Genomic DNA, 22,522 nt, shown 5'->3' with positions numbered 1-22,522 from the left:
CGTGTTCACCGGAATCGTCGAAGAGCTGGGCGAAGTCACCGCCGTCGAGACCTTGGCCGACGCGTCCCGCTTCCGCCTGCGCGGTCCCGTCGTCACCGACGGCGCGAAGCACGGCGACTCCATCGCCGTCAACGGCGTGTGTCTCACCGTCGTCGACCACGAGGGCGACGAGTTCACCGCCGACGTGATGGCCGAGACCCTGAACCGCTCCAGCCTCGGCGCCCTGGCGCCCGGCTCGAAGGTCAACCTGGAACGCCCCACCGCCGTGGGCGCCCGCCTCGGCGGCCACATCGTGCAGGGCCACGTGGACGGCACGGGCACCGTGCTCGACCGCAAGGCCTCCGAGAACTGGGAGATCGTCAAGGTCTCCCTGCCCGCCGACCTCGCCCGCTACGTGGTCGAGAAGGGCTCCATCACCGTCGACGGGGTCAGCCTGACCGTCGTCGACGCCGGGCCCGACTACTTCACCGTCAGCCTCATCCCCACGACGCTCGCGCTGACCACGCTCGGCGTCAAGCAGCCCGGCGACCCCGTCAACCTCGAGGTCGACGTCATCGCCAAGTACGTGGAGCGCCTGCTCGGCACCCGCGCCCAGAGTGAGGAGCCCACGCGATGAACCACTTCGACTGGCTCAACGCCGAGGCCTTCACCGCCTTCGGCCAGCACATCATGTGGTCCGACATGGTCGGCAACAGCATCGGTCTGATCGCCCTCGCCCTCGGCTGGCGCCGCTCGATCTGGACCTGGCCCGCCCAGTTCCTGTCCGGCGTGATCCTGGTCGCCGCGTACGCCTCCGCGCAGCTGTCCGGCGGCGTCGGCAAGCAGCTCCTCGTCATCGGCGTCGCGGTGTGGGGCTGGCGGCAGTGGACGCGCGGCAGCCAGAAGGCGCAGGACGGCTCCATCGCCGTCCGCTTCGCCACCTGGAAGGAGCGCGGACTGCTCCTCGGCGGCACCGCCGCCGGCACCCTCGCGGTCGGCGCGCTGTTCTCCGCCGTGCCCGACCTGTCCTGGAACCCCTGGCCGGACGCCTACATATTCGTCGGCACGCTCGCCGCGATGGTCGCCCAGGCGCGCGGCCTGGTCGAGTTCTGGTTCGCGTGGCTGCTCGTCGACGTCGTCGGGGTGCCGCTCGCGTTCTCCAGCGGGCTCGCCTTCTCCGGCCTCGTGTACGTCGTCTACCTCGCCCTGGTGCTGTGGGGCCTGCGCGACTGGTGGCTGCGCTCCCGCAGCGCCGCCGCCCCGCAGCCGCAGCCCGTCATCGAAGGAGCCCCGGCATGACCACCCACACGCCTCCCGCCGCCCCCGATGACGCCGGGCCGGTGCACCCCTTCTACTACACGACCGACAACTCCGAGGACCTCTGCCTCGACCCCGTCGAGCTGGCCGTCCGGGACATCGCCGCGGGCCGCCCCGTCGTGGTCGTCGACGACGAGAACCGGGAGAACGAGGGCGACCTCGTCGTCGCCGCCGAGAAGGCGACCCCCGAGATCGTCGCCTTCATGATGACCGAGTGCCGCGGCCTGATCTGCGCCCCCATGGAGGCCGACGAGCTCGACCGCCTCGAACTGCCGCAGATGGTCACGGAGAACACCGAGTCGATGCGCACGGCCTTCACCGTGACCGTCGACGCGGGCCCCGCGCACGGCGTGACCACCGGCATCTCCGCGGCCGACCGCGCCACCACCCTGCAGATGCTCGCCGGCGGCAAGGCCAAGGCCGGCGATTTCGTCCGCCCCGGCCACATCTTCCCGCTGCGCGCCAAGGAGGGCGGCGTCCTCGCCCGCAACGGCCACACCGAGGCCGCCATCGACCTGGCCCGGCTCGCGGGCCTGCGCCCGGCCGGGGCCATCTGCGAGATCGCCGGTGAGGACGGACGCATGCTGCGCCTCCCCCAGCTGATCCCCTTCGCACGGAAGCACGGACTGACCATCATCTCCATCGAGGACCTGATCGACTACCGGCGCTCCGCCGAGCCCACCGTGCGCCGCGAGGCCGAGGTCCGGCTGCCCACGGCCTTCGGCGAGTTCACCGCGTACGGCTACCGCTCCACCGCCGACGGCGTCGAGCACGTGGCGCTCGTCCACGGCGACATCCAGGACGGCGAGGACGTCCTGGTGCGCGTCCACTCCGAGTGCCTGACCGGCGACGTCTTCCACTCGCTGCGCTGCGACTGCGGCCCCCAGCTCCAGGAGTCCATGCGGCGCATCGCCGCCGCGGGGCGCGGCGTCGTGGTCTATCTGCGCGGCCACGAGGGCCGCGGCATCGGCCTGATGTCCAAGCTGCGCGCGTACGAGCTCCAGGAGCGCGGCAGCGACACCCTGGACGCCAACCTGGAGCTCGGCCTGCCCGCCGACGCCCGGGACTACGGCGCGGGCGCCCAGATCCTCGACGACCTCGGCGTGCGCAGCCTGCGCCTGCTCACCAACAACCCCGACAAGACCGAGGCCCTCGCCCGCTACGGCCTCAAGGTCATCGCGCGCGAGCCCATGCCGGTCACCGCGGGCGAGCACAACCTGCGCTATCTGCGCACCAAGCGCGACCGCATGGGCCACGACCTGCCCTGGCTCGACGCCACGGACATGTCCGCCTGCGGCAATCAGTGACCTCGTTCCACACCGTCCACCCCACCATCCCTCATCCCTAGGAGAAGCGCGTGAGCGGCAAGGGTGCCCCCGAACTGAGCGTGAAGAACTGCGGTGACCTGCGCGTCGCCGTCATCGCCGCCCTGTGGCACGAGAAGGTCATGGACGGCCTCGTCGACGGCGCGCTGCGCGCGCTGCACGAGCTCGGCATCGACGAGCCGACCCTGCTGCGCGTCCCCGGCAGCTTCGAGCTGCCGGTGGTCGCCAAGGTCCTCGCGGGCCGCGGCTACGACGCGATCGTCGCCCTCGGCGTCGTGATCCGCGGGGGCACCCCGCACTTCGACTACGTGTGCCAGGGCGTCACCCAGGGCCTCACCCAGGTGTCCGTCGACACCGGCGTGCCGATCGGCTTCGGCGTGCTGACCTGCGACACCGACGAACAGGCCCTGGACCGCGCGGGCCTGGAGGGCTCCACCGAGGACAAGGGACACGAGGCGGTCACGGCCGCCGTCGCGACGGCGGCCACGCTCCGCACCATCTCCGAGCCCTGGCGCTGAGCGCCCACCCGTCGCCCGCCACCGCCCTTCGCCGGAGCCGCTTCGCGGCGCAGTGACAAGGGCGCGTAGAGTGAACGGCATCATGTCCAAGAAGACTTTCGAGGAGCTCTTCACCGAGCTCCAGCACAAGGCAGCCCACGGCGACCCGGCCACCTCCCGCACCGCGGAACTGGTGGACAAGGGCGTCCATGCCATCGGCAAGAAGGTCGTCGAGGAGGCCGCCGAGGTGTGGATGGCCGCCGAGTACGAGGGCAAGGAAGCCGCCGCCGAGGAGATCTCGCAGCTCCTGTACCACGTACAGGTGATGATGGTCGCCCGCGGCATCTCCCTCAGCGACGTATACGCCCACCTCTAGGACGAACGTTCTATCCGGCGCGCACTTCGTACGCCGCCCTCGTCCCGCACCACGTTCCCGCACCGTCACGCAAAGGAATCCGACCTCATGCTGCGCATCGCCGTCCCCAACAAGGGTTCACTGTCCGGACCTGCGTCGGCGATGCTGCATGAGGCCGGATACCAGCAGCGCCGCGAGTCCAAGGAACTCGTCATCGTCGACCCCGAGAACGAGGTCGAGTTCTTCTACCTGCGCCCGCGCGACATCGCCATCTACGTCTCCTCCGGCAAGCTCGACATCGGCATCACCGGCCGCGACCTGCTGATCGACTCCGGCGCCAGCGCCGAGGAGATCCTGCCGCTCGGCTTCGCCCGCTCCACCTTCCGCTTCGCCGCCAAGCCCGGCACCGCGACCGGCCTCGCGGACCTCGCGGGCCGCACCGTCGCCACCTCCTACGAGGGCATCGTCGCCAAGCACCTGGCCGACAGCGGCGTCGACGCCTCCGTCATCCACCTTGACGGCGCCGTCGAGACCGCCATCGAGCTGGGCGTCGCCCAGGTGATCGCGGACGTCGTGGAGACCGGCACCAGCCTGCGCAACGCGGGCCTCGAGGTGTTCGGCGAGCCGATCATGAAGTCCGAGGCCGTGGTCATCCGGCGCACCGGCGCCGAGGCCGACGACCCCAAGGTGCAGCAGTTCCTGCGCCGCCTCCAGGGCGTCCTGGTCGCCCGTACGTACGTGATGATGGACTACGACTGCCGCGCCGAGCACCTGGAGCAGGCCGTGGCCCTCACCCCGGGCCTGGAGTCGCCGACCATCTCCCCGCTGCACAACGAGGGCTGGGTCGCCGTCCGCTCCATGGTGCCCACCAAGGACGCCCAGCGAGTGATGGACGACCTGTACGCCATCGGCGCGCGCGCCATCCTGACCACGGCGATCCACGCCTGCCGCCTGTGACCGGACAGGGAAGCACCGTCATGACTGAGTCCTCCGCCCCGCCCGCGCTCCCGGTCACCTTCCGGCCCGGACGCACCCGGGCCGTGCTGCTCGCCGCCGCCGCCGCGATCTTCGCGGTCCTGGTGGTGATCGCGGTGATCCTGCCCGACCTCAACCCGGGCGAGCGCGTCAGCTTCGTCTTCACCGGCGCACTGCTGTCCGGCGCGCTCGTGCTGCTCAGCAGGCCCAAGGTGGTCGCCGACGAGTCCGGCGTGACCGTCGTCAACATCGCGACCCGGCGCCGTCTCGCCTGGGCCGAGATCGTGCAGGTCAACCTGCGCCCCGGCGACCCCTGGGTGTTCCTCAACCTCACCGACGGCACCAGCCTGCCCGCCCTCGGCATCCAGCCGGGCATCGCCAAGCAGCAGGCCATCAGCGACGCCCGGACGCTGCGCGCCCTGGCCGACGCGCGTTCGGGCAGCGAGCACGGCTGACCTCAGCGGGGGGTCTTGATTAACCTGGTGGCGGGGTCGGCCCGGTGTGCCGCCCCGCCCCTGCCGGGCCCGCGGCTCCCAGGGGCTCCTGCTACCCGAGGAGTGACTCCCTCCGGCGATGGACGGATCGTCCTGTAGTACCTGCGCCGCCCCCTCCCGACATACCGGGACCCGCGCACCGGGCGAGGCGGCGGCATCATGACCATCCCCCTGCTGCTCCTCGGAGCGGCCTTCCTGCTGATCCTCGCCAACGGCTTCTTCGTCGCTGCCGAGTTCGGCCTCGTCACCGTCGAGCGACCCGATGCCGAGAAGGCGGCGGCCGACGGCGACCGCCGCGCCCGCAGGGTCGTGAGCTCCCTGAAGGAGCTGTCCTTCCAGCTGTCGGGCACGCAGCTCGGCATCACCCTCACCTCCCTCGTCGTCGGCATGCTCGCCGAACCGGCCCTCGCGCACCTGCTCGCGGGCCCGTTCACGTCCGCGGGCCTGCCCGGCGCGGCGGTTCCGGGGGTCTCCGTGGCCGTCGGCATGCTGCTTGCGTCCGCCGTGCAGATGGTGATCGGCGAACTCGTGCCGAAGAACTGGGCGGTGTCGAGACCGCTCCAGGTGGCCCGGTTCGTCGCGGGGCCGCAGCACGCCTTCGCACGCCTTTTCCGGCCGGTGATCGCCGCCCTGAACGCCGTCGCCAACCGGCTCGTACGTGCCCTCGGCGTCGAGCCCACCGAGGAGCTGGCCTCCGCCCGCACCCCCGGCGAACTGGTGTCGCTCGCCCGGCACTCGGCCCGTGCCGGGGCCCTGGAGCAGGACACCGCCGATCTGTTCGTGCGCACCCTCTCGCTCGGCGAGCTCACCGCGCAGCACGTGATGACGCCGCGCGTGAAGGTCAGCGCCCTGCAGTCGTCGGCGACCGCCGAGGACGTGGTCAATCTGACCCGCGCCACCGGCCTGTCCCGCTTCCCGGTCTACCGCGAGCGGATCGACGAGGTCGTCGGCGTGGTCCACCTCAAGGACGCCCTCGCCGTGCCGGGGCACGCACGCCTTCGCACCGCCGTCAGCCGCATCGCCAAGGCGCCGCTGCTCGTCCCCGAGACGCTGCCCGTGCAGCCCCTCCTGGAGCGGCTGCGCAGCGAGCAGCCGATGGCCGTCGTCGTCGACGAGTACGGTGGCACGGCGGGAGTCGTCACCCTGGAGGACATCGTCGAGGAGCTCGTCGGCGAGGTCCGCGACGAGCACGACCGCCAGGACCTGCCCGAGCTCGCCGCGGCTCCGCCCGAGGACGGCCGCCCGGCCTGGGACGCCGACGGCGGCTGCCGCGTCGACACGCTCCAGCGCATAGGACTCGACGTCCCCGAGGGGCCGTACGAGACGGTGGCCGGGCTCGTCGCCGATCTGCTCGGGCGCATCCCGGCACCCGGTGACCGGGCCGAACTCCCGGGCTGGCGGCTCGCGGTGCGCCAGGTCGGGCACTACCGCGCCGAGCGCGTGCGGCTCGTACGGACCGCGGGCACGCGGGCGGGCGGCGACCCGGCGGCCGCCGACGGCGCCGCGGCCGCCCCGGACCCCGCGGCCTTCGGGCTCGCCGGTGGCCCGGCGCACGGTTCCGCGGCGGACAGGGCCGTCGCGGAGGCGGTGCGATGAGCGCCCTCCAACTCCTCCTGGCCCTCCTGCTCGTGCTCGCCAACGGCTTCTTCGTGGGGGCCGAGTTCGCGCTCGTCTCCGTGCGCCGCAGCCAGATCGAGCCGCTCGGCACGGCCCGGGCCCGCCAGGTCCTGTACGGCCTTGAGCACCTGCCGCAGATGATGGCCGCGGCCCAGTTCGGCATCACCGTCTGCTCGCTGACGCTCGGCGCGGTCGCCGAGCCGACCGTGGCGCACCTCCTGGAGCCGCTGTTCGAGGCGGCCCGGCTCCCGGAGGGCATGGTCCACCCCCTCGGGTACGTGATCGCGCTCGCGGTGGTCGTCTTCCTGCACCTCGTCATCGGCGAGATGGTCCCGAAGAACCTCGCGATGGCGGCGCCGGAGCGGACCGCGCTCTGGCTCAGCCCGGGCCTGGTCGCCTTCGCCCGGCTGTGCCGTCCGGTCACGGCCGCGCTCGGCGCCTGCGCCCGGCTGATCCTGCGGCTGTTCCGGGTCGAGCCCAAGGACGAGGTCGAGGCGGTCTTCACCAGCGTGCAGCTGGGCCGCCTGGTCGAGGACGCGGGCCAGGCGGGGCTGCTCGACCCGCAGGAGCAGGAGCGCCTGGAGGACGCCCTCGAACTGGGCTCGCGCCCGGTCACCGACGTCCTGCTCGACAGCGCGTCCCTGGTCACGGTCGGCCCGTCGGTCACCCCGGACCAGGTTGTCGACCTCACCGCCCGCACCGGCTACTCCCGCTTCCCGGTCCGCGCGGAGAGCGGTGCCTTCATGGGCTATCTGCACGTCAAGGACGTCCTCGACCTGGAGGACACCGACCGTGCGGTGCCGCAGCACGTCTGGCACCAGATGACGACGCTGCGGGCCGAACTGCCCCTGGACGATGCCCTGTCGGTGATGCGGCACGCCGCGACCCACCTGGCGCAGGTCGCCGACGCCGCCGGCCGGATCCTCGGCCTGGTGGCCCTGGAGGACGTCCTGGAACTCCTGGTCGGCGAGGTCAGGGACCCGGCCCACCGGCTGACGGTGCCACGGGCGACACGGGGGAGGGAACTGGTGCGCTGACCGAAGGGCACTTGAGGACGAGCGCGCGGAGCCTCGCTTCACGCTCGGCCGAGGCCCGCGTCCCGGGCCCGCACGATGGCCGTGGCGCGGTCGGCGACCTGGAGCTTCACAAAGATCGCCGACACGTGGTTGCTGATGGTCTTCGGCGCCAGCTGGAGCCTGCGGGCGATCGCCGGGTTGGCCATGCCCGCGGCGATCAGGTCGAGCACCTCCAGCTCGCGCGCCGTCAGCTCGGGGAACGGCGAGCGCGCCGCCGCGTCCCGCGGCCGGGCCATCCACTCGGCCACGCGGCGGGCGATGCGCGGCCCGAAGATGGCCTCCCCGGCGGCCACGCAGCGCACGGCGCGCACGATCTCGTCCTGCGCGGCGCCCTTGAGGATGTAGCCGCGGGCGCCCGCCCGCATCGCCGCGAACACCGACTCGTCGTCCTCGAACATGGTCAGGACGAGCACCGCCGTGTCCGGCGCGGACGCGAGCACCTCCCGGGTCGCGCTGACCCCGTCGAGGTCCGGCATCTCCAGGTCGATGACGAGCACCAGGGGCCGGTGGAGCAGCGTCTCGCGCACGGCGTCACGGCCGCCGGAGGCCTCCCCGACCACTCTGATGCCGTCGATGGATCCGAGCAGCGCCCGCAGGCCCCCGCGGACCACGGGGTGGTCGTCGGCCAGGACCACGGTGAGCTCACTGGAATCGGCGGGCGTCGTCAAGGCGCGGCTCCCAACGGCGGCGGTGCGTCCTGCCATGCCTACCCATCGTTCCGGACGGCGGACCCTCCGTCATGGGCGCGGGCACCCGAGTCGGCCGGGAGGAGTTCCCGGCCGGGGGAGGAGTGCGGGCCCTGACCCGAAGGAGGGGCCGAGGGCCATGCTGAGCCTGGAAACGGGGGACCGCCGGGCCCGTGCCATCGGGCCCGGCCGGCAACGAAATCCCCGCAAAGCCGATGACCAGGCCCCGAACGGAGGCACCCGATGCGCCGGACACCTCCCCGCGGGGCACCGCCCTTGAGCCCGCCGGTCTGCATGTGCGCGGCCCGGCACGTGCTCGTTCCCGCGAGCCCGCACCCCAAGGACAAGGAGAACGGCAATGCGCGACACACTCAAGGCAGTTGGCGTGGCGACCCTTGCCGCGGCGGCCCTCTGCGCCGGTTTCGCCGGGACGACAGCGGCGGCCGCGGCGGGGGGAGGTGGTGCCGTCACGAGGGTGGTGGCCGTGGGTGAGTACGTCCACCACGCGTGGACCCGGATCCTGTACGGCTGACGGAATCAGGGGCCTCAGTCGTACAGTGCCGTGCTGGTGCTAGCCGGACCGCAACGGGAGGACGGCGCTCACCTCCCCGCCCTCTGGACCGGGGCGGCACCGGCACCAGCCGGCGAGTTCGGCGGCCCGCTCCGCCATCGTGGACAGGCCCACCCCGGGCTGCCACGGCAGGGCGGACGGGCCGCCGTTGTCGGTGACCCGGATGCGCAGCGCGTCGTCGACGCGCAGCCGGACCAGGGCGTGGTCGGCCCGCGAGTGCCGGGCGGCGTTCGTCAGCGCCTCGGTCGCGATCCGGTACGCCGCCACCTCGACCGCGGCCGGCAGCTGGGGGAGCCTGCCGGGCGCGTCGATGGTGATGGCGAGCGGGGCGCCGCCCACGCGGTGACTCAGCCGCTCGGCCTGCCGGGCGAGGGCGGCGACGAGCCCCAGCTCGTCCAGGGCGGGCGGGCGCAGCCCCTCGACGAGACGGCGGATCTCGTCGATGGCGCCGCTCGCGTGCCCGCGCAGCTGGTCCAGGAGGAGCTCGGCCGTGGCCGGGTCGGAGCGGACCAGGTTGCGCACCGCGTCGGCGGTGAAGGCGAGGCCGGTGAGGGTGGGGCCGAGCCCGTCGTGCAGGTCGCGGCGCAGCCGTCGGCGCTCCTCCTCGCGGGCCGACACCAGGCGCTCGCGCGAGGACTGGAGTTCCTCGGACAGGACGGTCGCGCGCACCGCGACCCCCAGCGGCACCACCAGGACCCGCAGGGTGCGCAGGTCCTCCGCGTCGAGCCGGGCCTGCCCCCTGCGGGTGCCCACGACCAGCTCGGCCTCCTTGGTGCCGGGCGCGGGCAGCGGCACCATCGCGCAGCCGGGCGGCGGGGTGCCGGAGGCCGCCACCGCCCGCCCTTCCAGGTGGAAGGCGGCGTACGGCACCCGCAGCGCGTCGCGGACCGCGAGGAGCAGCCCGTCGAGGCCGGCCTCGGCGGTCAGCCGGGCGCCGAGCCGGTTGAGCGCGCGCACGGGGTCGCCCCGGTCGCCGTAGAGGAGCCGGTCGATGCCGTGCTGGAGCACGCCGCGCACGGGGTGGAAGGCGATCGCGACGGCGATGGCGACCAGCGCGGCACCGCCGATGTGGAAGGTCTCCCGCAGCACCCGGTCCAGGAAGAGCACCACGGCCGTGTACACGCCGAGCACGCCCAGGGACAGCGTCATGTACAGCAGGGCGCGGGACACCACCCACTGGATGTCCAGGACCTGCGGGCACAGGATCGCGACCGCGATGGCGATCGGCTGGGCGGTGATGAGGACCTGGAGCGCCTCCGCGTTCATGCCGAGCGGCCACCAGGGCACCGCGCACAGCACGGCGAGCATCAGCCACAGCATCTGGCGGCGCAGCCGTTCGTCGCCCCAGCGGTAGCGCACTATCAGGGCGGCGAGGTCGATGAGCATGGGCACGAAGATGCCCAGGAGGTCGGTCTGCGCCCGGTACGGCTCCAGCGGCGGCCAGCTGAGGACCCGCAGGTACCCGGAGGGGCCGCCGAGCGCGTACGGCTCGGGTGTCGTGACGCTCCACAGCCAGAACAGGCCGCCGAGGGTGGCGGTGCCCCAGGCCACCGGGCGCCAGCGCGGGCCCGGCAGGCTCCCGGTGGGGAACAGCAGCAGCGCGAGGGGCACGAAGAGCCGCAGGCCGAGCGGCCAGGCGGCGAGGGCGAGGGTGACCAGGACGCGGAGCGTCGCCGGGGCCCAGCCGTCGCGCAGGCCGAGGGCGAGGAAGCCGAGGGCCAGGACGGTCACGGCGTGCGCCGCGCCGCCGCCGAGCAGGAGCCAGCCGATGGGGTTGCGGGGGCGGCGCCAGGCCACGGCGACGCCGCAGGCGGCGAAGGTGAGGGACAGGGTGGTGTCCGTCACGACGAAGCTGTCGACGGCGAGTTGGAAGCTGAGCCCGCACGCGATCCACAGGGCCACGCCGGTGCCGGTGGCCGTCGTGACGGCGGCGAAGAATCCCCATGCCAGCCAGGTGGTCATCGTCGCGCACCCCCACCGTGTCCGCGCCTTTGTGGTCAGGGTCGCGGACTTCTGGCCACAGCTGGGACAACCGGGCGGCAAATGCCCCTAAGGGGTGACAGGCGGGGCCGTTCCGCCCGGGGGAACGGTCATCCCGTACCGGCGGGTCCCGTCGGGCCCCGGCCCGAGAGGACCTCGCCGTACGCCTGCATCAGGTCGGGCAGCCGCAGCGTGGCCAGGTCGGTGCGGGTCGGCTCGCCCGGATAGCCGGAGAGCCTGAGGTCGCGGTAGGCGCAGCTCTTCTCGTACAGCGTGCGCAGGAACCTTCCGTTGCCCAGTTCGTCGATCCAGGACTGGTCGACGACGTGCCCGCTGATGGACCGCAGCTCGTCGAGGGCCTCCTCGTCCCACACGTCGCCGTTCTCACCGGCGAGCACCTCGCCGATCGCGGTGAGTTCGAGCGGGCGGTACGAGGGGAAGTCGACGCGGGTGGTGAAGCGCGAGGACAGGCCGGGGTTGGCGGCGAGCAGCCGGTCCATGCCCTCCGGATAGCCGGCGAGGATCACCACGAGGTGGTCGCGGTTGTCCTCGGCCCGCTTCAGGAGCACCTGCAGCGCCTCGTCGCCGTACGCGTCTCCCTTGCCGTAGCCGGAGTTGGACAGGGCGTAGGCCTCGTCGACGAAGAGGACGCCGCCGATGGCGGAGTCGATCAGCTCGTTGGCCTTGACGGCGGTCTGGCCCAGGTACTCGCCGACGAGGTCCGCGCGCTGGGCCTCCACGAGGTGGTCGCCGCCGAGCAGGCCGAGCGCGTAGAAGACCCGGCCGAGGATGCGGGCCACGGTGGTCTTGCCGGTGCCGGAGGGCCCGGAGAAGACGAAGTGTCGTTTCGGCGGCTGCACGGGCAGGCCCTGGGCCGCCCGCAGACGGGCCATGTTGAGCTGCGCCGACAGCGCCTTGACCTGCCGTTTGACGGGTTCGAGCCCGACCATGCGCTCCAGCTCGGCGATGGCCTGGGCGAGCAGCGCCGGATCGGTGGGCCCCGGCGGCAGCTGCGGCGGCGGAGGCTTGACGGGGATGATCGCCTTCTCGCGCACGGTGTCGGCGGCGGGCTGCTCCGCGGGGCCTGTGCCCGGCGGCAGATCGGGCTCGGTGACCTTCAGGTCGCGGCCCTCGGCGCCGAACAGCGCGTCCACGCCCTCGGGCCCGTCGAGCACGTCCTGGCCGAGCCCGGCGAGGGTGACGGCGGCGAGGTCGGTGCCGTCGTCGAAGCCGTCGCCCTCGGCGATGGCCGCGAGCCGCGCGGAGGTGTCCATGAAGGCGGGGTCGACCCGGTGCACCGCGCGGTACAGCGGCAGGGCGGCGGCGGACCTGCCGGTGCCCTCGTGCGCGCGGGCCAGCCAGTAGCGCAGCTCCTTGCGCTGCGGCTGCTCGCTGCGGCAGCGCATCAGGGCGGCGGAGAGCAGCGGCTCCGCCTGGCCGTACATGTCGAGCCGGACCCGGGCCATGCCGCCGAACAGGCCCGCCTCGATGCCGAGCATCGGGTCGTCGATCAGCGGGTCGGTGTGCCGCACCAACTGCTCCCAGTCCTTGACCAGATAGGCGCGGCAGGCGTGCAGGAAGCGCACCTGGCTGTCGGTGTCGACGGGCGGAAGGCCCGCGAGGGCCCGGTCGAGCTCCGGGACGTGGCGGCCGTCCAGCCAGTGCGAGGCGTGCGCGAGCAGCAGGTCCCGGACGGACTCCAGGACGGGCTGGACCCACCAGCCGAGCCAGTACCAGGAGTTGAGGGTGCGGCCGTGCCGGGCGCGCTGCTCGCCGAAGCGGTCCCGGTGCTGGTACATCCGCAGGAGTGCCGTCGTGGTGTCGACGCGCAGCGCGTGCAGCCCGAGCCAGCCGTCGGCCATGCCCGGGTCGATGCGCACCGCGGCCCGGAACTCCTCCTCCGCCTGCGGATAGGCGCCCATCGTGTAGGCGTCGACCCCCCGCAGCCAGGCGAGGTCGGCCGGGGCGGCCCGGCCCTGCGTGCCGAAGTCCATCACGTCCCCCACAAGCCGTGCCCCCGTGTGTGTGCCACCGGGCCGCTGCCCGTCGGCGACCGATCTGAACCGCCGTGCTGCGGACGGGAGTTGACCCGGTGCGCGAAGCCGCCGTCCGTTTGGTCGCACCGAGAGGCATCGTACCTGCGGAGAGGTGCCCGGCCGTAGGGTGCGGGGGGCGCGGGATCGGGCGCGGAGGGTGCGGCGGTCGCCCAGGTGAGAGCGGGCGCGTTGGTGACCCAGTGTGAGCGAATGACGGCTCGTGGCGCCTGCGGAAAGCGGGGTCAGGGCAGAACGAAGCCCCCGATCACGGGGGAACAACCGGGGGCTTCGCGTCTGAGGGGCGGCCCGAAAGGCCGCTCCTTGAGAACGTAAGTCCTGTAAGGCCCCTCGGTCAAGCAGAGTTGGGCCACTCACGGAAACTGGCCACGTGGTCGGAAACGGACTTTCCAAAGTTTCAGCGCGCTGCCGACGGACCTTCACCCTGAGTGACGATTTTGGCGTCCGCTGCCGTCCCTGCGGGCCCCGTCAGCACCTCGTACCCCATGGACAACTCCCGTACCAGAAGCTCCGCGTACGGCCGGGACGGGTCAGCGGCGAAATGTTGCCGCTCGGCGCCTTCCCAGCCGTCCCAGAAGTCGCGCTGTTCCGGGCCGTCCCGGTGGCGTCCGCGGGCCCAGGACGCGGCGCGCGGCAGCTCCATCCACAGCAGTCGCGTCAGGAACGGGCGTAGCACGCGACGGCCCGCGCCGACACCCTCGACGAGGACGACGGGGGCCGCGGGCAGGGGGCGACTTGCAGGGCCGAAGCGGCGCGCGTGCCAGTCGTACGCCTCGTAGTGCGCTGCTTCGCCCCGGGACAGCGGGGTGATGACCTGCTGCCGCAGCCGGTCGGTCCAGTCGAAGAGCGCCTCGTGGCTCGCGATGTCGTCGAGCCTGAGCACCGGGGCGCCGCCGAGCGCGTCGGCGAGGCGTACGGCGAACGTCGACTTGCCGGAGCCCGCGTGCCCGTCGACGGCGACCAGCCGGACCGGGCCGCAGGACGGGGGGAGCGCGCGCAGCGCACGGGCGAGGCGCGGGAGAGGCGTGGGGCGCCGGGTCATTGTCATCACTCGCCAGCCTAGGCCCCCGCGTCGATTTCCGAACAGTTGCGCGGTTCAGTGCGGCGTCGCAGGTCATACCAGTGGTAGAGGCCAATATTGGTGGATGCCGCCGGAGTCCGTTCACTGGCAGAACCCACCATCGAACGGTCATAGTTGGCGCACTGTCGTGCACCTGACGACTCTCGTCTGGGGGTTCCCCGTCCATGGACCGAGCTGAAGGCATGTCCCGCAGAAGACTTCTCACCACCGCCGCGGGCGCCGCGGCCGTCGCCGCCGCCGCGGCCGCCGCGACCTCGCCCGCCGCGACCCCGGCGGGCGCTGCCCCCGCGGCCCGCCGCCGCCCGCCCCGCGCCGACCGGCCGGTGGACAACCGCGCCTGGACCTCGCGCAAGGACTGGAGCGCGGGCACCGGAGCGGGCACCCGCGTCGCGGGCAAGACCCGCCCCGGCGTCGAGATCGCCGAGCCCCTGGGCACCACGGACTACACGGACCCGCACACCGGCAGGACCACCACCTGGGAGTACGCCCGCTGGACGGGACCCGTGCACCGCTCCGCCGTGCCCGGCACGGAGGTCATCGCCTCCTGGAACGCCCGCACACCACGCGGCACCTGGATCCAGGTCGAACTGGAGGGCGCCTACTCCGACGGCACAAGCACGCCGTGGTACGTCCTCGGGCGCTGGGCCTCCGGCGACGACCGGCAGGACCCGGCGGCCCCCGTCATACGCCGCACCTCGGTCGACGGCCAGGAGGACGGCAGGTCGACCGTGTGGACGGACACCGTGTCCCTCGACGACACCACGACCGGCCTGCGCCTCGTCTCGTACCGGCCGCGCCTGACCCTGTACCGCGAGCCCGGGACCGCGGTCACCCCCACGGTGTGGCGCCTCGGCGCGATGACATCGGACGTGCCGGACCGCTTCACGGTGCCCGCGTCCGAGCCGGGGCCCGCCGGGGAGCTGGCGGTGCCGCGCTACTCGCAGGAGATCCACAAGGGTCAGTACCCGGAGTACGACAACGGCGGCGAGGCCTGGTGCAGCCCGACCTCGTCCCAGATGATCCTGGAGTACTGGGGCCGCAGGCCCACGGCCGCGGACCTGGCCTGGGTCGACCCCTCCTTCGCCGACCCGCAGGTGTGCCACGCGGCCCGCTTCACCTACGACTACCAGTACGGCGGCTGCGGGAACTGGCCCTTCAACGCCGCCTACGCCGCCACGTACCGGGACATGCAGGGCGTCGTCACCCGGCTCGGCTCGCTCTCCGACCTGGAGACGCTGATCGCCGCGGGCATCCCCGTCATCACGTCGCAGTCGTTCCTGAAGGAGGAGCTGACCGGCGCCGGCTACGGCACGGCGGGCCACCTGATGACCGTCGTCGGCTTCACGGACGGCGGCGACGTGATCGCCAACGACCCGGCGTCGCCGAGCAACGCCGCGGTGCGGCGCGTCTACCTGCGGCGCGAGTGGGAGAACATCTGGCTGCGGACCAAGCGCAAGAACGCGCAGGGCAAGGTCGTCTCCGGCACGGGCGGCGTCTGCTACCTGTACTTCCCGCTGCGCCCGGCCAAGGCGCAGGTGCGCGCGCTCGCCGCGGTCGGCGTGCGCTGACGCCCCCCTCGCCGGGGGCGGAGCCGGTGGGGAGGTCCCGCTCAGGGTGCGGGACCTCCGCGTCCCCGGCGGGCGATCAGGTCGCCGGGTCCACCACCCAGTCCGGGTGCCCGGGCATCGGCGGCGTCTTCGCCCCGTACAGCCACGGCTTGAGGAAGCCCTCAAGGTCCTGGCCCGCGACCCGCGAGGCGAGGTCGACGTAGTCCTGGGTGCTCGCGGCCTTCCCGCGGTACTCGGTGACCCAGGCCCGCTCGATCTTCTGGAAGGTCGCGTCGCCCACCTGCTCGCGCAGCGCGTACAGGACGAGCGCCGAGCCGTCGTAGCGCATGCGCTTGAAGAGGTTGGGCTCGGTGGGCTCCGCGGGCGCGCCGAAGTCCTTGCGCCACTGGTCGTGCGCCTTGTACGCGGCCTTCATGGCCTCCTCGAAGCTGGCGCCGCCGTGCTCCTGCGAGTACTGGCGCTCGTAGAAGCGGGCGTGGCCCTCGCTGACCCACAGGTCGGACCAGCCCTTGAGCGCGACGCTGTCGCCGAACCACTGGTGGGTCAGCTCGTGCACCAGGTTCCGCTCGGCGTCGACCTGGGTGCCGAGCAGATCGGCCTTGGGCACGAGCGAGAGGGTCTGGGTCTCCAGGGCCACGCCCAGGTCGGTGTCGCCGACGAGGATGCCGTACCGGTTGAAGGGGTAGGGGCCGAGCTTCTCCTGGAGCCAGGTCAGGTGGTCGGCGGTGAGCTTGCGGTACTTCGCCGTCGGCTCGACGAGGGCGTCCGGCACCACGTCGCGGATCGGCAGGCCGCCCGGGCCCGTCCGCTCGTCGAGGGTGAACCGGCCGACGGCCAGCTGCACCAGCTGCGTGGACAGCGGCTGCTCGGAGTCGTACGTCCACCGCACCCGGTCGCCCGGCCGCGCGCTCTTGCCGACCAGCTTGCCGTTGGCGACGGCCGTCAGGTCCTTCGGCGTGGTGATGCGGAAGGTGATGGGCGCGCGCTGGCTGGGGTGGTCGTTGGCGGGGAAGATCAGCCGGGCGCCGTTGGGCTGCGGGTAGACCACCGTGCCGTCGGGCGTGGGGATCCAGCCGTAGTCCTCGATGGCGTCGTCGCGGTGGCGGACCTGGGTGGGGTCGGCGGTGTAGGTGACCTTCACCGTGAAGGAGCGGCCCTCGGCGAGCGGCGACTTGGGCGTGACGGCCAGCTCGTCCCCGGCGCGCGAGGTGCCCGCGGCTTTGCCGTCGACGGTGACCGCGTGCAGGGTGTTGCCGCCGAAGTCGAGGTTGAAGCGGGACAGGGACTGGGTGGCGGTGGCCTTGATCGTCGCCGTGGCCTCGAACGGCGTCCTGGGCGCCTGCCAGTCGAAGTCCAGGAGGTAGCGGTCGACCCGGTAGCCGCCGTTGCCGTCGAGCGGGAACATCGGGTCGCCGAGGCCGGGGGCGCCGGGGGCGGGCTTGGCCTCGGGGGCCGAGGCGGAGGTGGCGTACGAGACCGGTCCGGTGAGGGCGGCCGCCACGGTCACGGCCGCCGCCAGGGCGAGCCGTGCTCTGCGGCGGGGCGTCGGGAACGTACTCATCGGAAACCCTTCGGTCGATGGTGCGTGGACGTGCGCCCGGTGGAGCGCGGACGTACGCCGTTCTTAGCGGACGTACGCCGTCTTAGACGCACGGCACGGGGTCCGAGTTGTGGGGTGACCAACGTCTCGCCCGATACGAGTGATTTCGCTGGCATGGTGGAGGGGGCAGTGGGAGGGGCCGCTGCCGGCCAGTGGGGGGAAGCCACTGCCGGACGACGTATCGAGAGTTGCCATGACCGCGAGCTCCGCCACCGCCACCGTTCTCCAAGCCCGTGAGGGGCTCCGGGCCCGCACCGGAGGGCCCAAGGAGGACGGCCCCAAGCTCCTGGAGCACCTGCTCGGCTGGACGCTCGTCGTCCTGCTCGCGATGCTCGTCACCCAGACCGGTCTGATGTGACCCCGCTCACACCCGCGGTGGTGGTGGCGGTGTCGTCGAGGCCCACCCGCCAGTGCCGGTGTGGCACGCCCACCAGGCCGTAGAGCCGCCGTACGGGTGAGCGGCGCGGCAGCAGGACGACGCCCGCGAGCACCGCGAACAGCGGCAGGCCGAGCCAGCCGCCGAGCAGCCGCACCAGCGCGCTCGCGGTGACCGCGCCGAGGAACGGCAGGCCGTGGACCCCGGCCGCGGCGATCGCCACGGCCAGGACGCGGTGCACCTTGCGGTCCTCGTCCGCGCCGGGCAGCGACCAGCCCTCCATCAGCCAGCCGATCTCGGTGATCAGCATGGTGCCGATGACGGCCGCGCCGAAGACGAGCAGCGCGAGGAACGTGCCGGAGGTCAGGAAGTCCAGGGCGTTGTTCACCACGCTGTCCTGCGGCCAGTCGGCCCAGTCGCGCGCCCCGGGCGAGAGGAACCGCTCGTACCCGCTGCCGTCCCAGCCGTGCACCAGGGTGGCGAACAGCAGGAAGTAGCCGCCCACGCACTGCAGGTACGCCCAGTAGCCCGCGCCCACGAGCACCAGGACCTGCGCCGCGAGGAACCCGAGCACCGCCCCGACCGGGATGCCGCCCGCGTAGAGCAGGACGAAGCCCGCCCACACCCCGCCGTGCCCGTCGGCGACGTGCATGGTCGCCCAGGACGGGTTCTGCCACAGCACGAAGAGCCCCGTCGGCACCATGAGCACGGCCGCGAAGAGCAGGGTGAGCGCCAGATAGGGGTTGGCGGCGCGGCTGCGGGTGCGCGGGCCCTCTCCCGCGTTGATCCGCTCCCACACCTGGAGCTGGCGCCCCGCGGCGAGCGCGAACGTCGCGCCCACCGCGTACGCCCAGAACAGCGCTGCCTGGATCTGGATCACGATGACCTCTAGGGGTGCGCCCGCAGACTGAGCCCGCCCGCGGTGATCACGTCCGAGGTGACCAGGGCCTGCTCGGCGCTCACGTCGGTCATGAAGACGAACGGCGGCACCAGCGGCGGCACCGGAAGGCGGTCGGGCGTGAAGGTCAGGCACAGCAGGCCCTGGATGCAGCCCCTGAACTTGGTGAGATAGAGCGTGACCTTGCCGCTCAGGTCCAAGGTGTCGGCGCCCAGGGCCAGTTCGCGGCTCCCGTCGCGGGTGCGCAGCCGGTAGTCGGTGAGCGAGGCCGCGTTCATGCGCAGCTCCATCACCTTCAACGGCCCGTCGGCGGTGGGGATGTCGCGCACGCCCGCGACGAGGAAGCCCTTCGGCGCGAACAGCGTCGTCGTGACGGTCGGCGGTGTCCGGGCCGCCACGACGGCCCCGTCGCCGGGCGCCCGCGGGGCCGCGACCGCCCCGCCCACGGGCTCGGCCTTCGCCGGGGCGGCGCCCCACAACGCCGCCCCGGCGAGGACCACCGGAAGCAGTACGGCGAGGGTCCGCGTGCCCTGCCCGTCGCGGATCCCGGGCCGCCGTGCCTCCTCCTGGCCGTCCTCGGGCACCGGCGTCCACCCGAAGCCCATCGCGCTGCCCACGATGCCGAGCAGCATGCCGACCAGGAAGCCGCCGAGGTTGGTCGCCGCGAACGACAGGACCGACAGGATCAGCGCGTTGACGGACACGTAGTGGTGCGCCTGCGGCAGCAGCCACAGGAACAGACCGGCGACCATCAGCGCGATCCCGATGCCGATCGCGGCGATCCCGCCGAGCCCGAGGCTCACCAGGACCGTCAGCGGCGACAGCGGCACGACCAGGAGCTCGGCGCCGCCCAGGAGGAGCAGGAGCCCGCCCCAGAACGGGCGGGTGCGCCGCCAGCGGCGGACCACCCGGCGCACTTCCCGCAGCGGCAGCCGCTCGTCGAGCCAGCCGCCCGGGCGCGGCGCGCCGGGCCCGCTCAGAAGCACTTCTTGCCGTCCAGGCTGACGTCCACCCGCATGCCCTTGAGGCGGAAGTTGCCGCCGGTCGCCGACCAGGCGTGCGACCTCACCCCGGACACCTCGATGTCCCCGGCCTGGAGGCCGAACTTGCCCTTCTCGCCCTTGACCCCGGGCACCTCGTCGAGCGTGGAGGCGTCTCTGCCGATCTGGGCGGTGCCGAAGCGGGCGTCGCCGACGAGGTCCTCGGCGTCGATGATGAGGTTGCTGGCGGTGACCTTGCCCGCGTCGCCGCCCGCCGTCAGCTTGAACACCACCGTGCCGAGGGGCGTCTTGACCGAGGCCGCCTGGCAGATGTCGGACAGCGTCGCGTCGCCGATGCCGAGCAGCGCCACGGGGTGGCCCTTGCCGTCGACGCTCCGGTCGGTCTCCACATAGCTGGCCAGGCCCTGGCTCGTCAGCTTGCCCGACGACACCTGGAAGCTGGTGCCGGAGACCGCGAAGGACGCGGCGAGCGCGCCCTCCGCCATGATCGACGCCATCGCGCCGACCGCGACGAACGCGGGCAGCGCGATGACGGCCGTCTTCTTCCAGTTGGTTCTGCCCTCGGGGACGGACCCCGCTGCGGGCCGCTTGCTTGCGCTCACTGTCTTCCTCCCGTACGAGTTCAGCCGAACCGCGCGTGCGTCAGGGGAGTGCGTTACAGGGCGCCGTCGGGCGGGCCGCGCCGTTCCAGGCAGGCGGTGAGGGTCTGCCATACTGCGGCTCATCCCAAGGCAGTTGGAGACTAGGGCCGAAATTGAATAATAGTCAACAGCGCGGTAGCGACCGTTCCACCGACGCGGACCGCCCGCAGGCGCGCGGCACCGACCGCTCCGTGGCGCGCCGCGCCGAACTCATCACCATCGGCCGGAAACTGTTCGCCGACACGTCCTACGACGCGCTCTCGATGGACGACATCGCGAGACAGGCGCGCGTCGCCAAGGGGTTGATCTACTACTACTTCAAGTCCAAACGCGGCTACTACCTGGCGATCATCGAGGACTCGGTGGCCGACCTGGTGGAGCGGGCGGCGGGCGACACCGAACTCCCGCCCGTGGAGCGGGTGCACCGCACCGTCGACGGCTATCTGCGCTACGCCGAGCACCACCAGGCGGCCTACCGCACGATCGTCAGCGGCGGCGTGGGCTTCGACGCCGAGGTGCACGCCATCCGGGACGGCGTGCGCGAGGCGATGGTCGGCACGATCGCCGACGGGGCGTACGGCCGCCGCGCGATCCCGCCGCTGGCGCGCACGGCGCTGCTCGGCTGGCTGTGCAGCGTCGAGGGCATCACGCTCGACTGGATCGGCCGCAGGGACGCGACGGGCGAGCGGGAGCTGTCCCGGGACACCGTGCGCGAGCTGCTCGTCCGCACGCTCCGCGAAACCCTGAACGTCATCGAGGAGTTCGAGCCCGCGTGCCCGGCGCCGCCGCCGTGACGACGGAAGCGGTGACGAGTGTGACGGCGAGCGCGGCCATGACGAAGGGGCGGGAGCCCGCCGGCTCCCGCCCCCGATCGTCAGAGGTGGACGACTAGTTGATGGCCTTGATCAGCTCGCCGTTCGTGGTGTCACCGCTGAGCTCCCAGAAGAAGGTGCCTCCCAGGCCCTGCTGGTTCTTGTAGTTCATCTTCCCCGCGATGGTGGCCGGGGTGTCGTAGCTCCACCAGTTGGTGCCGCAGTGCGCGTACGCGGTCCCGCCGACGGTGCCGTTGGCCGGGCACTTGGTCTTGAGCACCTTGTAGTCGTCGATGCCCTGCTCGTACGTGCCCTGCGCGGGCCCCGTGGCGGTGCCGCCCGGGGCCTTCTGGGTGACGCCGGTCCAGCCGCGGCCGTAGAAGCCGATGCCGAGAAGGAGCTTGTCGGACGGGATGCCGAGGCCCTTGAGCTTGGCGATCGTCGCCTGCGAGTGGTACTCGGCCTTCGGGATGCCGGTGTAGGAGCTGAGCGGCGAGTGCGGCGCCGTCGGGCCCTTGGCGTCCCAGGCGCCGAAGAAGTCGTACGTCATCGGGTTGTACCAGTCGACGTACTGGGCGGCGCCCGCGTAGTCCGCGGCGTCGATCTTGCCGCCGGAGGAGGCGTCGGCCGGGATGGCGGCCGTCACCAGGTTGTTCGAGCCGAACTTGGCGCGCACCGCGGACATCAGGTTCTTGTACGCGGCCCGACCGCTGGTGTCACAGCTCAGACCGCAGGCGTTGGGGTACTCCCAGTCGATGTCGATGCCGTCGAAGACGTCCGCCCACTTGGAGTTCTCGACCAGGTCGTAGCAGGACTGGGCGAAGGCCTGCGGGTTCTTCGCGGCCTCGGTGAAGCCGCCGGACCAGGTCCAGCCGCCGAAGGACCACAGGACCTTGAGGTTCGGGTGCTTCTTCTTCAGCTTGCGCAGCTGGTTGAAGTTGCCGCGCAGCGGCTGGTCCCAGGTGTCGGCCACGCCGTCGACGCTCTGGTCGGCGGAGTAGGCCTTGTCGGTCGCGGCGTAGGCGTCGCCCATCGTGCACTTGCCGCCCTGGACGTTGCCGAAGGCGTAGTTGATGTGCGTGAGCTTGTTGGCGGAGCCCGACGTCTCGACGTTCTTGACGTGGTAGTTCCGGCCGTAGACGCCCCATTCGGTGAAGTAGCCGACGACGCGCGAGCCCGCCTGGGCCTCGGCGGCCTTCGGGGCGGCGTTCTGGTCGGCCGTGGCGGTGCCCGCACCGGCGAGCAGGCCCGCGCCCAGGACGGCGGTACAGGCGGTGGCCAGGAGCGCCCGGAAGGGGGCGCGGGGACGGTGTGGTCTTGGCATCGCTGTCTCCTCGTGGGGGGAGAGGGGAGCAAAGGGGGATGGTGCTGTTGACCAAAGAACAGTCGCGCTTTGAATTGGCATGAACGCGAAAGATTCCGTGCCGCTGGACTCTAGGGAGGACTAGACCATTGCGTCAATGGTTCGGACCAATTCCCGTTCGCTCCTTCCCTGGTGGCCTGATTCCGTCCGGCGCCAGAAGTGGCTGGTGAAGATCGGAAGGCGGCCGGGAGAACCCGTGACGCCATGCCGCCGATCGGGCATACTCAACGCGCCACAGTCGCTGGTCAGCAGCTTC

Annotated in this window: 22 protein-coding genes; 13 read left to right on the top strand and 9 right to left on the bottom strand. The window is 72.4% G+C overall.

All coding sequences use genetic code 11. The annotated features are described in order from the left end of the window. Window position 1: 1 nt before the first annotated feature. The 9 genes from IG74_RS0113075 to IG74_RS0113035 all read left to right on the top strand — a co-directional run bounded on the left by IG74_RS0113075 (window position 2) and on the right by IG74_RS0113035 (window position 7,596). A complete protein-coding gene (locus IG74_RS0113075) occupies window positions 2–616 on the top strand; it encodes a riboflavin synthase (protein ID WP_030674752.1) in 615 nt (204 codons plus the stop codon). Continuing rightward, window positions 613–1,278 carry a nicotinamide mononucleotide transporter family protein gene (locus IG74_RS0113070; RefSeq protein WP_030674749.1) on the top strand — a complete coding sequence of 222 codons (666 nt, stop codon included), beginning with the start codon at window positions 613–615 and terminating at the stop codon, window positions 1,276–1,278. Before IG74_RS0113075 ends, IG74_RS0113070 begins: the two co-directional genes overlap by 4 nt. Next, window positions 1,275–2,603 carry a bifunctional 3,4-dihydroxy-2-butanone-4-phosphate synthase/GTP cyclohydrolase II gene (locus IG74_RS0113065; protein ID WP_051854842.1) on the top strand — a complete coding sequence of 443 codons (1,329 nt, stop codon included), beginning with the start codon at window positions 1,275–1,277 and terminating at the stop codon, window positions 2,601–2,603. Before IG74_RS0113070 ends, IG74_RS0113065 begins: the two co-directional genes overlap by 4 nt. Window positions 2,604–2,653: 50 nt before the next feature. After that, the gene (gene ribH, locus IG74_RS0113060) at window positions 2,654–3,139 is read left to right on the top strand and encodes a 6,7-dimethyl-8-ribityllumazine synthase (protein WP_030674742.1); all 486 of its coding nucleotides are present in this window, start codon (window positions 2,654–2,656) and stop codon (window positions 3,137–3,139) included. Window positions 3,140–3,221: 82 nt separating this feature from the next. Further along, the gene (locus IG74_RS0113055) at window positions 3,222–3,494 is read left to right on the top strand and encodes a phosphoribosyl-ATP diphosphatase (protein WP_030674739.1); all 273 of its coding nucleotides are present in this window, start codon (window positions 3,222–3,224) and stop codon (window positions 3,492–3,494) included. 87 nt (window positions 3,495–3,581) lie between these two features. Next, window positions 3,582–4,430 carry an ATP phosphoribosyltransferase gene (hisG, locus tag IG74_RS0113050; RefSeq protein ID WP_030674737.1) on the top strand — a complete coding sequence of 283 codons (849 nt, stop codon included), beginning with the start codon at window positions 3,582–3,584 and terminating at the stop codon, window positions 4,428–4,430. Window positions 4,431–4,450: 20 nt separating this feature from the next. Next, window positions 4,451–4,903 carry a PH domain-containing protein gene (locus IG74_RS0113045; RefSeq protein ID WP_030674735.1) on the top strand — a complete coding sequence of 151 codons (453 nt, stop codon included), beginning with the start codon at window positions 4,451–4,453 and terminating at the stop codon, window positions 4,901–4,903. Window positions 4,904–5,101: 198 nt separating this feature from the next. Then, window positions 5,102–6,538 (top strand): hemolysin family protein, encoded by a 1,437-nt coding sequence (locus IG74_RS0113040; protein ID WP_078868755.1) that lies wholly within the window; start codon window positions 5,102–5,104, stop codon window positions 6,536–6,538. Further along, window positions 6,535–7,596, top strand: coding sequence for a hemolysin family protein (locus IG74_RS0113035; protein ID WP_030674730.1), 1,062 nt, complete (start codon window positions 6,535–6,537; stop codon window positions 7,594–7,596). Before IG74_RS0113040 ends, IG74_RS0113035 begins: the two co-directional genes overlap by 4 nt. A gap of 38 nt (window positions 7,597–7,634) precedes the next feature. Here the strand turns inward: IG74_RS0113035 and IG74_RS0113030 are convergent, their stop codons facing one another. After that, window positions 7,635–8,339 (bottom strand): response regulator transcription factor, encoded by a 705-nt coding sequence (locus IG74_RS0113030; protein WP_051854841.1) that lies wholly within the window; start codon window positions 8,337–8,339, stop codon window positions 7,635–7,637. Between the two features lie 340 nt (window positions 8,340–8,679). Here IG74_RS0113030 and IG74_RS52065 point away from each other — a divergent pair, with 340 nt between their 5' ends. Then, window positions 8,680–8,853, top strand: coding sequence for a hypothetical protein (locus tag IG74_RS52065; RefSeq protein ID WP_158857599.1), 174 nt, complete (start codon window positions 8,680–8,682; stop codon window positions 8,851–8,853). A 39-nt stretch (window positions 8,854–8,892) separates the two neighbouring features. Here IG74_RS52065 and IG74_RS0113020 read toward each other — a convergent pair whose 3' ends face one another. The 3 genes from IG74_RS0113020 to IG74_RS0113010 form a co-directional block, all read right to left on the bottom strand. Then, window positions 8,893–10,854 (bottom strand): sensor histidine kinase, encoded by a 1,962-nt coding sequence (locus tag IG74_RS0113020; RefSeq protein ID WP_051854840.1) that lies wholly within the window; start codon window positions 10,852–10,854, stop codon window positions 8,893–8,895. A 128-nt stretch (window positions 10,855–10,982) separates the two neighbouring features. Continuing rightward, window positions 10,983–12,866 carry an AAA family ATPase gene (locus IG74_RS0113015; RefSeq protein ID WP_030674723.1) on the bottom strand — a complete coding sequence of 628 codons (1,884 nt, stop codon included), beginning with the start codon at window positions 12,864–12,866 and terminating at the stop codon, window positions 10,983–10,985. 457 nt (window positions 12,867–13,323) lie between these two features. Then, entirely contained in the window at window positions 13,324–13,974 is a 651-nt protein-coding gene (locus IG74_RS0113010; RefSeq protein WP_030674720.1) for a uridine kinase family protein, read from the bottom strand. Window positions 13,975–14,171: 197 nt separating this feature from the next. On the opposite strand from IG74_RS0113010, the gene IG74_RS0113005 reads away from it, so the two are divergent. Next, window positions 14,172–15,575 carry a peptidase C39 family protein gene (locus IG74_RS0113005; protein ID WP_030674717.1) on the top strand — a complete coding sequence of 468 codons (1,404 nt, stop codon included), beginning with the start codon at window positions 14,172–14,174 and terminating at the stop codon, window positions 15,573–15,575. 76 nt (window positions 15,576–15,651) lie between these two features. On the opposite strand, the gene IG74_RS0113000 is transcribed toward IG74_RS0113005, so the two are convergent. After that, on the bottom strand, window positions 15,652–17,136 hold the full coding sequence (locus IG74_RS0113000; protein WP_030674713.1) for a M1 family metallopeptidase: 1,485 nt from the start codon (window positions 17,134–17,136) through the stop codon (window positions 15,652–15,654). Window positions 17,137–17,368: 232 nt separating this feature from the next. Between IG74_RS0113000 and IG74_RS50965 the strand changes: the two genes are divergently transcribed. Next, window positions 17,369–17,533: an SCO1431 family membrane protein gene (locus IG74_RS50965; protein ID WP_107058928.1), complete on the top strand. Its 165-nt coding sequence runs from the start codon at window positions 17,369–17,371 to the stop codon at window positions 17,531–17,533. On the opposite strand, the gene IG74_RS0112990 is transcribed toward IG74_RS50965, so the two are convergent. Genes IG74_RS0112990 through IG74_RS0112980 form a run of 3 tightly spaced genes read right to left on the bottom strand, consistent with a single transcriptional unit; the run spans window position 17,511 to window position 19,947 of the window. Then, a complete protein-coding gene (locus IG74_RS0112990) occupies window positions 17,511–18,431 on the bottom strand; it encodes a hypothetical protein (protein ID WP_030674710.1) in 921 nt (306 codons plus the stop codon). The genes IG74_RS50965 and IG74_RS0112990 overlap by 23 nt on opposite strands. Window positions 18,432–18,439: 8 nt before the next feature. Next, window positions 18,440–19,435: a DUF6114 domain-containing protein gene (locus IG74_RS0112985; RefSeq protein WP_199818826.1), complete on the bottom strand. Its 996-nt coding sequence runs from the start codon at window positions 19,433–19,435 to the stop codon at window positions 18,440–18,442. Further along, entirely contained in the window at window positions 19,426–19,947 is a 522-nt protein-coding gene (locus IG74_RS0112980) for a DUF6230 family protein (protein ID WP_216677669.1), read from the bottom strand. Before IG74_RS0112980 ends, IG74_RS0112985 begins: the two co-directional genes overlap by 10 nt. Before the next feature lie 257 nt (window positions 19,948–20,204). Between IG74_RS0112980 and IG74_RS0112975 the strand changes: the two genes are divergently transcribed. Then, on the top strand, window positions 20,205–20,885 hold the full coding sequence (locus IG74_RS0112975; RefSeq protein ID WP_051854839.1) for a TetR/AcrR family transcriptional regulator: 681 nt from the start codon (window positions 20,205–20,207) through the stop codon (window positions 20,883–20,885). Between the two features lie 94 nt (window positions 20,886–20,979). Here the strand turns inward: IG74_RS0112975 and IG74_RS0112965 are convergent, their stop codons facing one another. Further along, the gene (locus tag IG74_RS0112965) at window positions 20,980–22,227 is read right to left on the bottom strand and encodes a glycoside hydrolase family 18 protein (protein WP_030674698.1); all 1,248 of its coding nucleotides are present in this window, start codon (window positions 22,225–22,227) and stop codon (window positions 20,980–20,982) included. Window positions 22,228–22,522 lie beyond the last annotated feature (295 nt).

The organism is Streptomyces sp. NRRL B-1347, assembly GCF_000720325.1.
Taxonomy (GTDB): Bacteria; Actinomycetota; Actinomycetes; order Streptomycetales; family Streptomycetaceae; genus Streptomyces.
The sequence above is the reverse complement of the archived record's forward strand: the minus strand, read 5'-3'. Positions and strand labels throughout refer to the sequence as shown.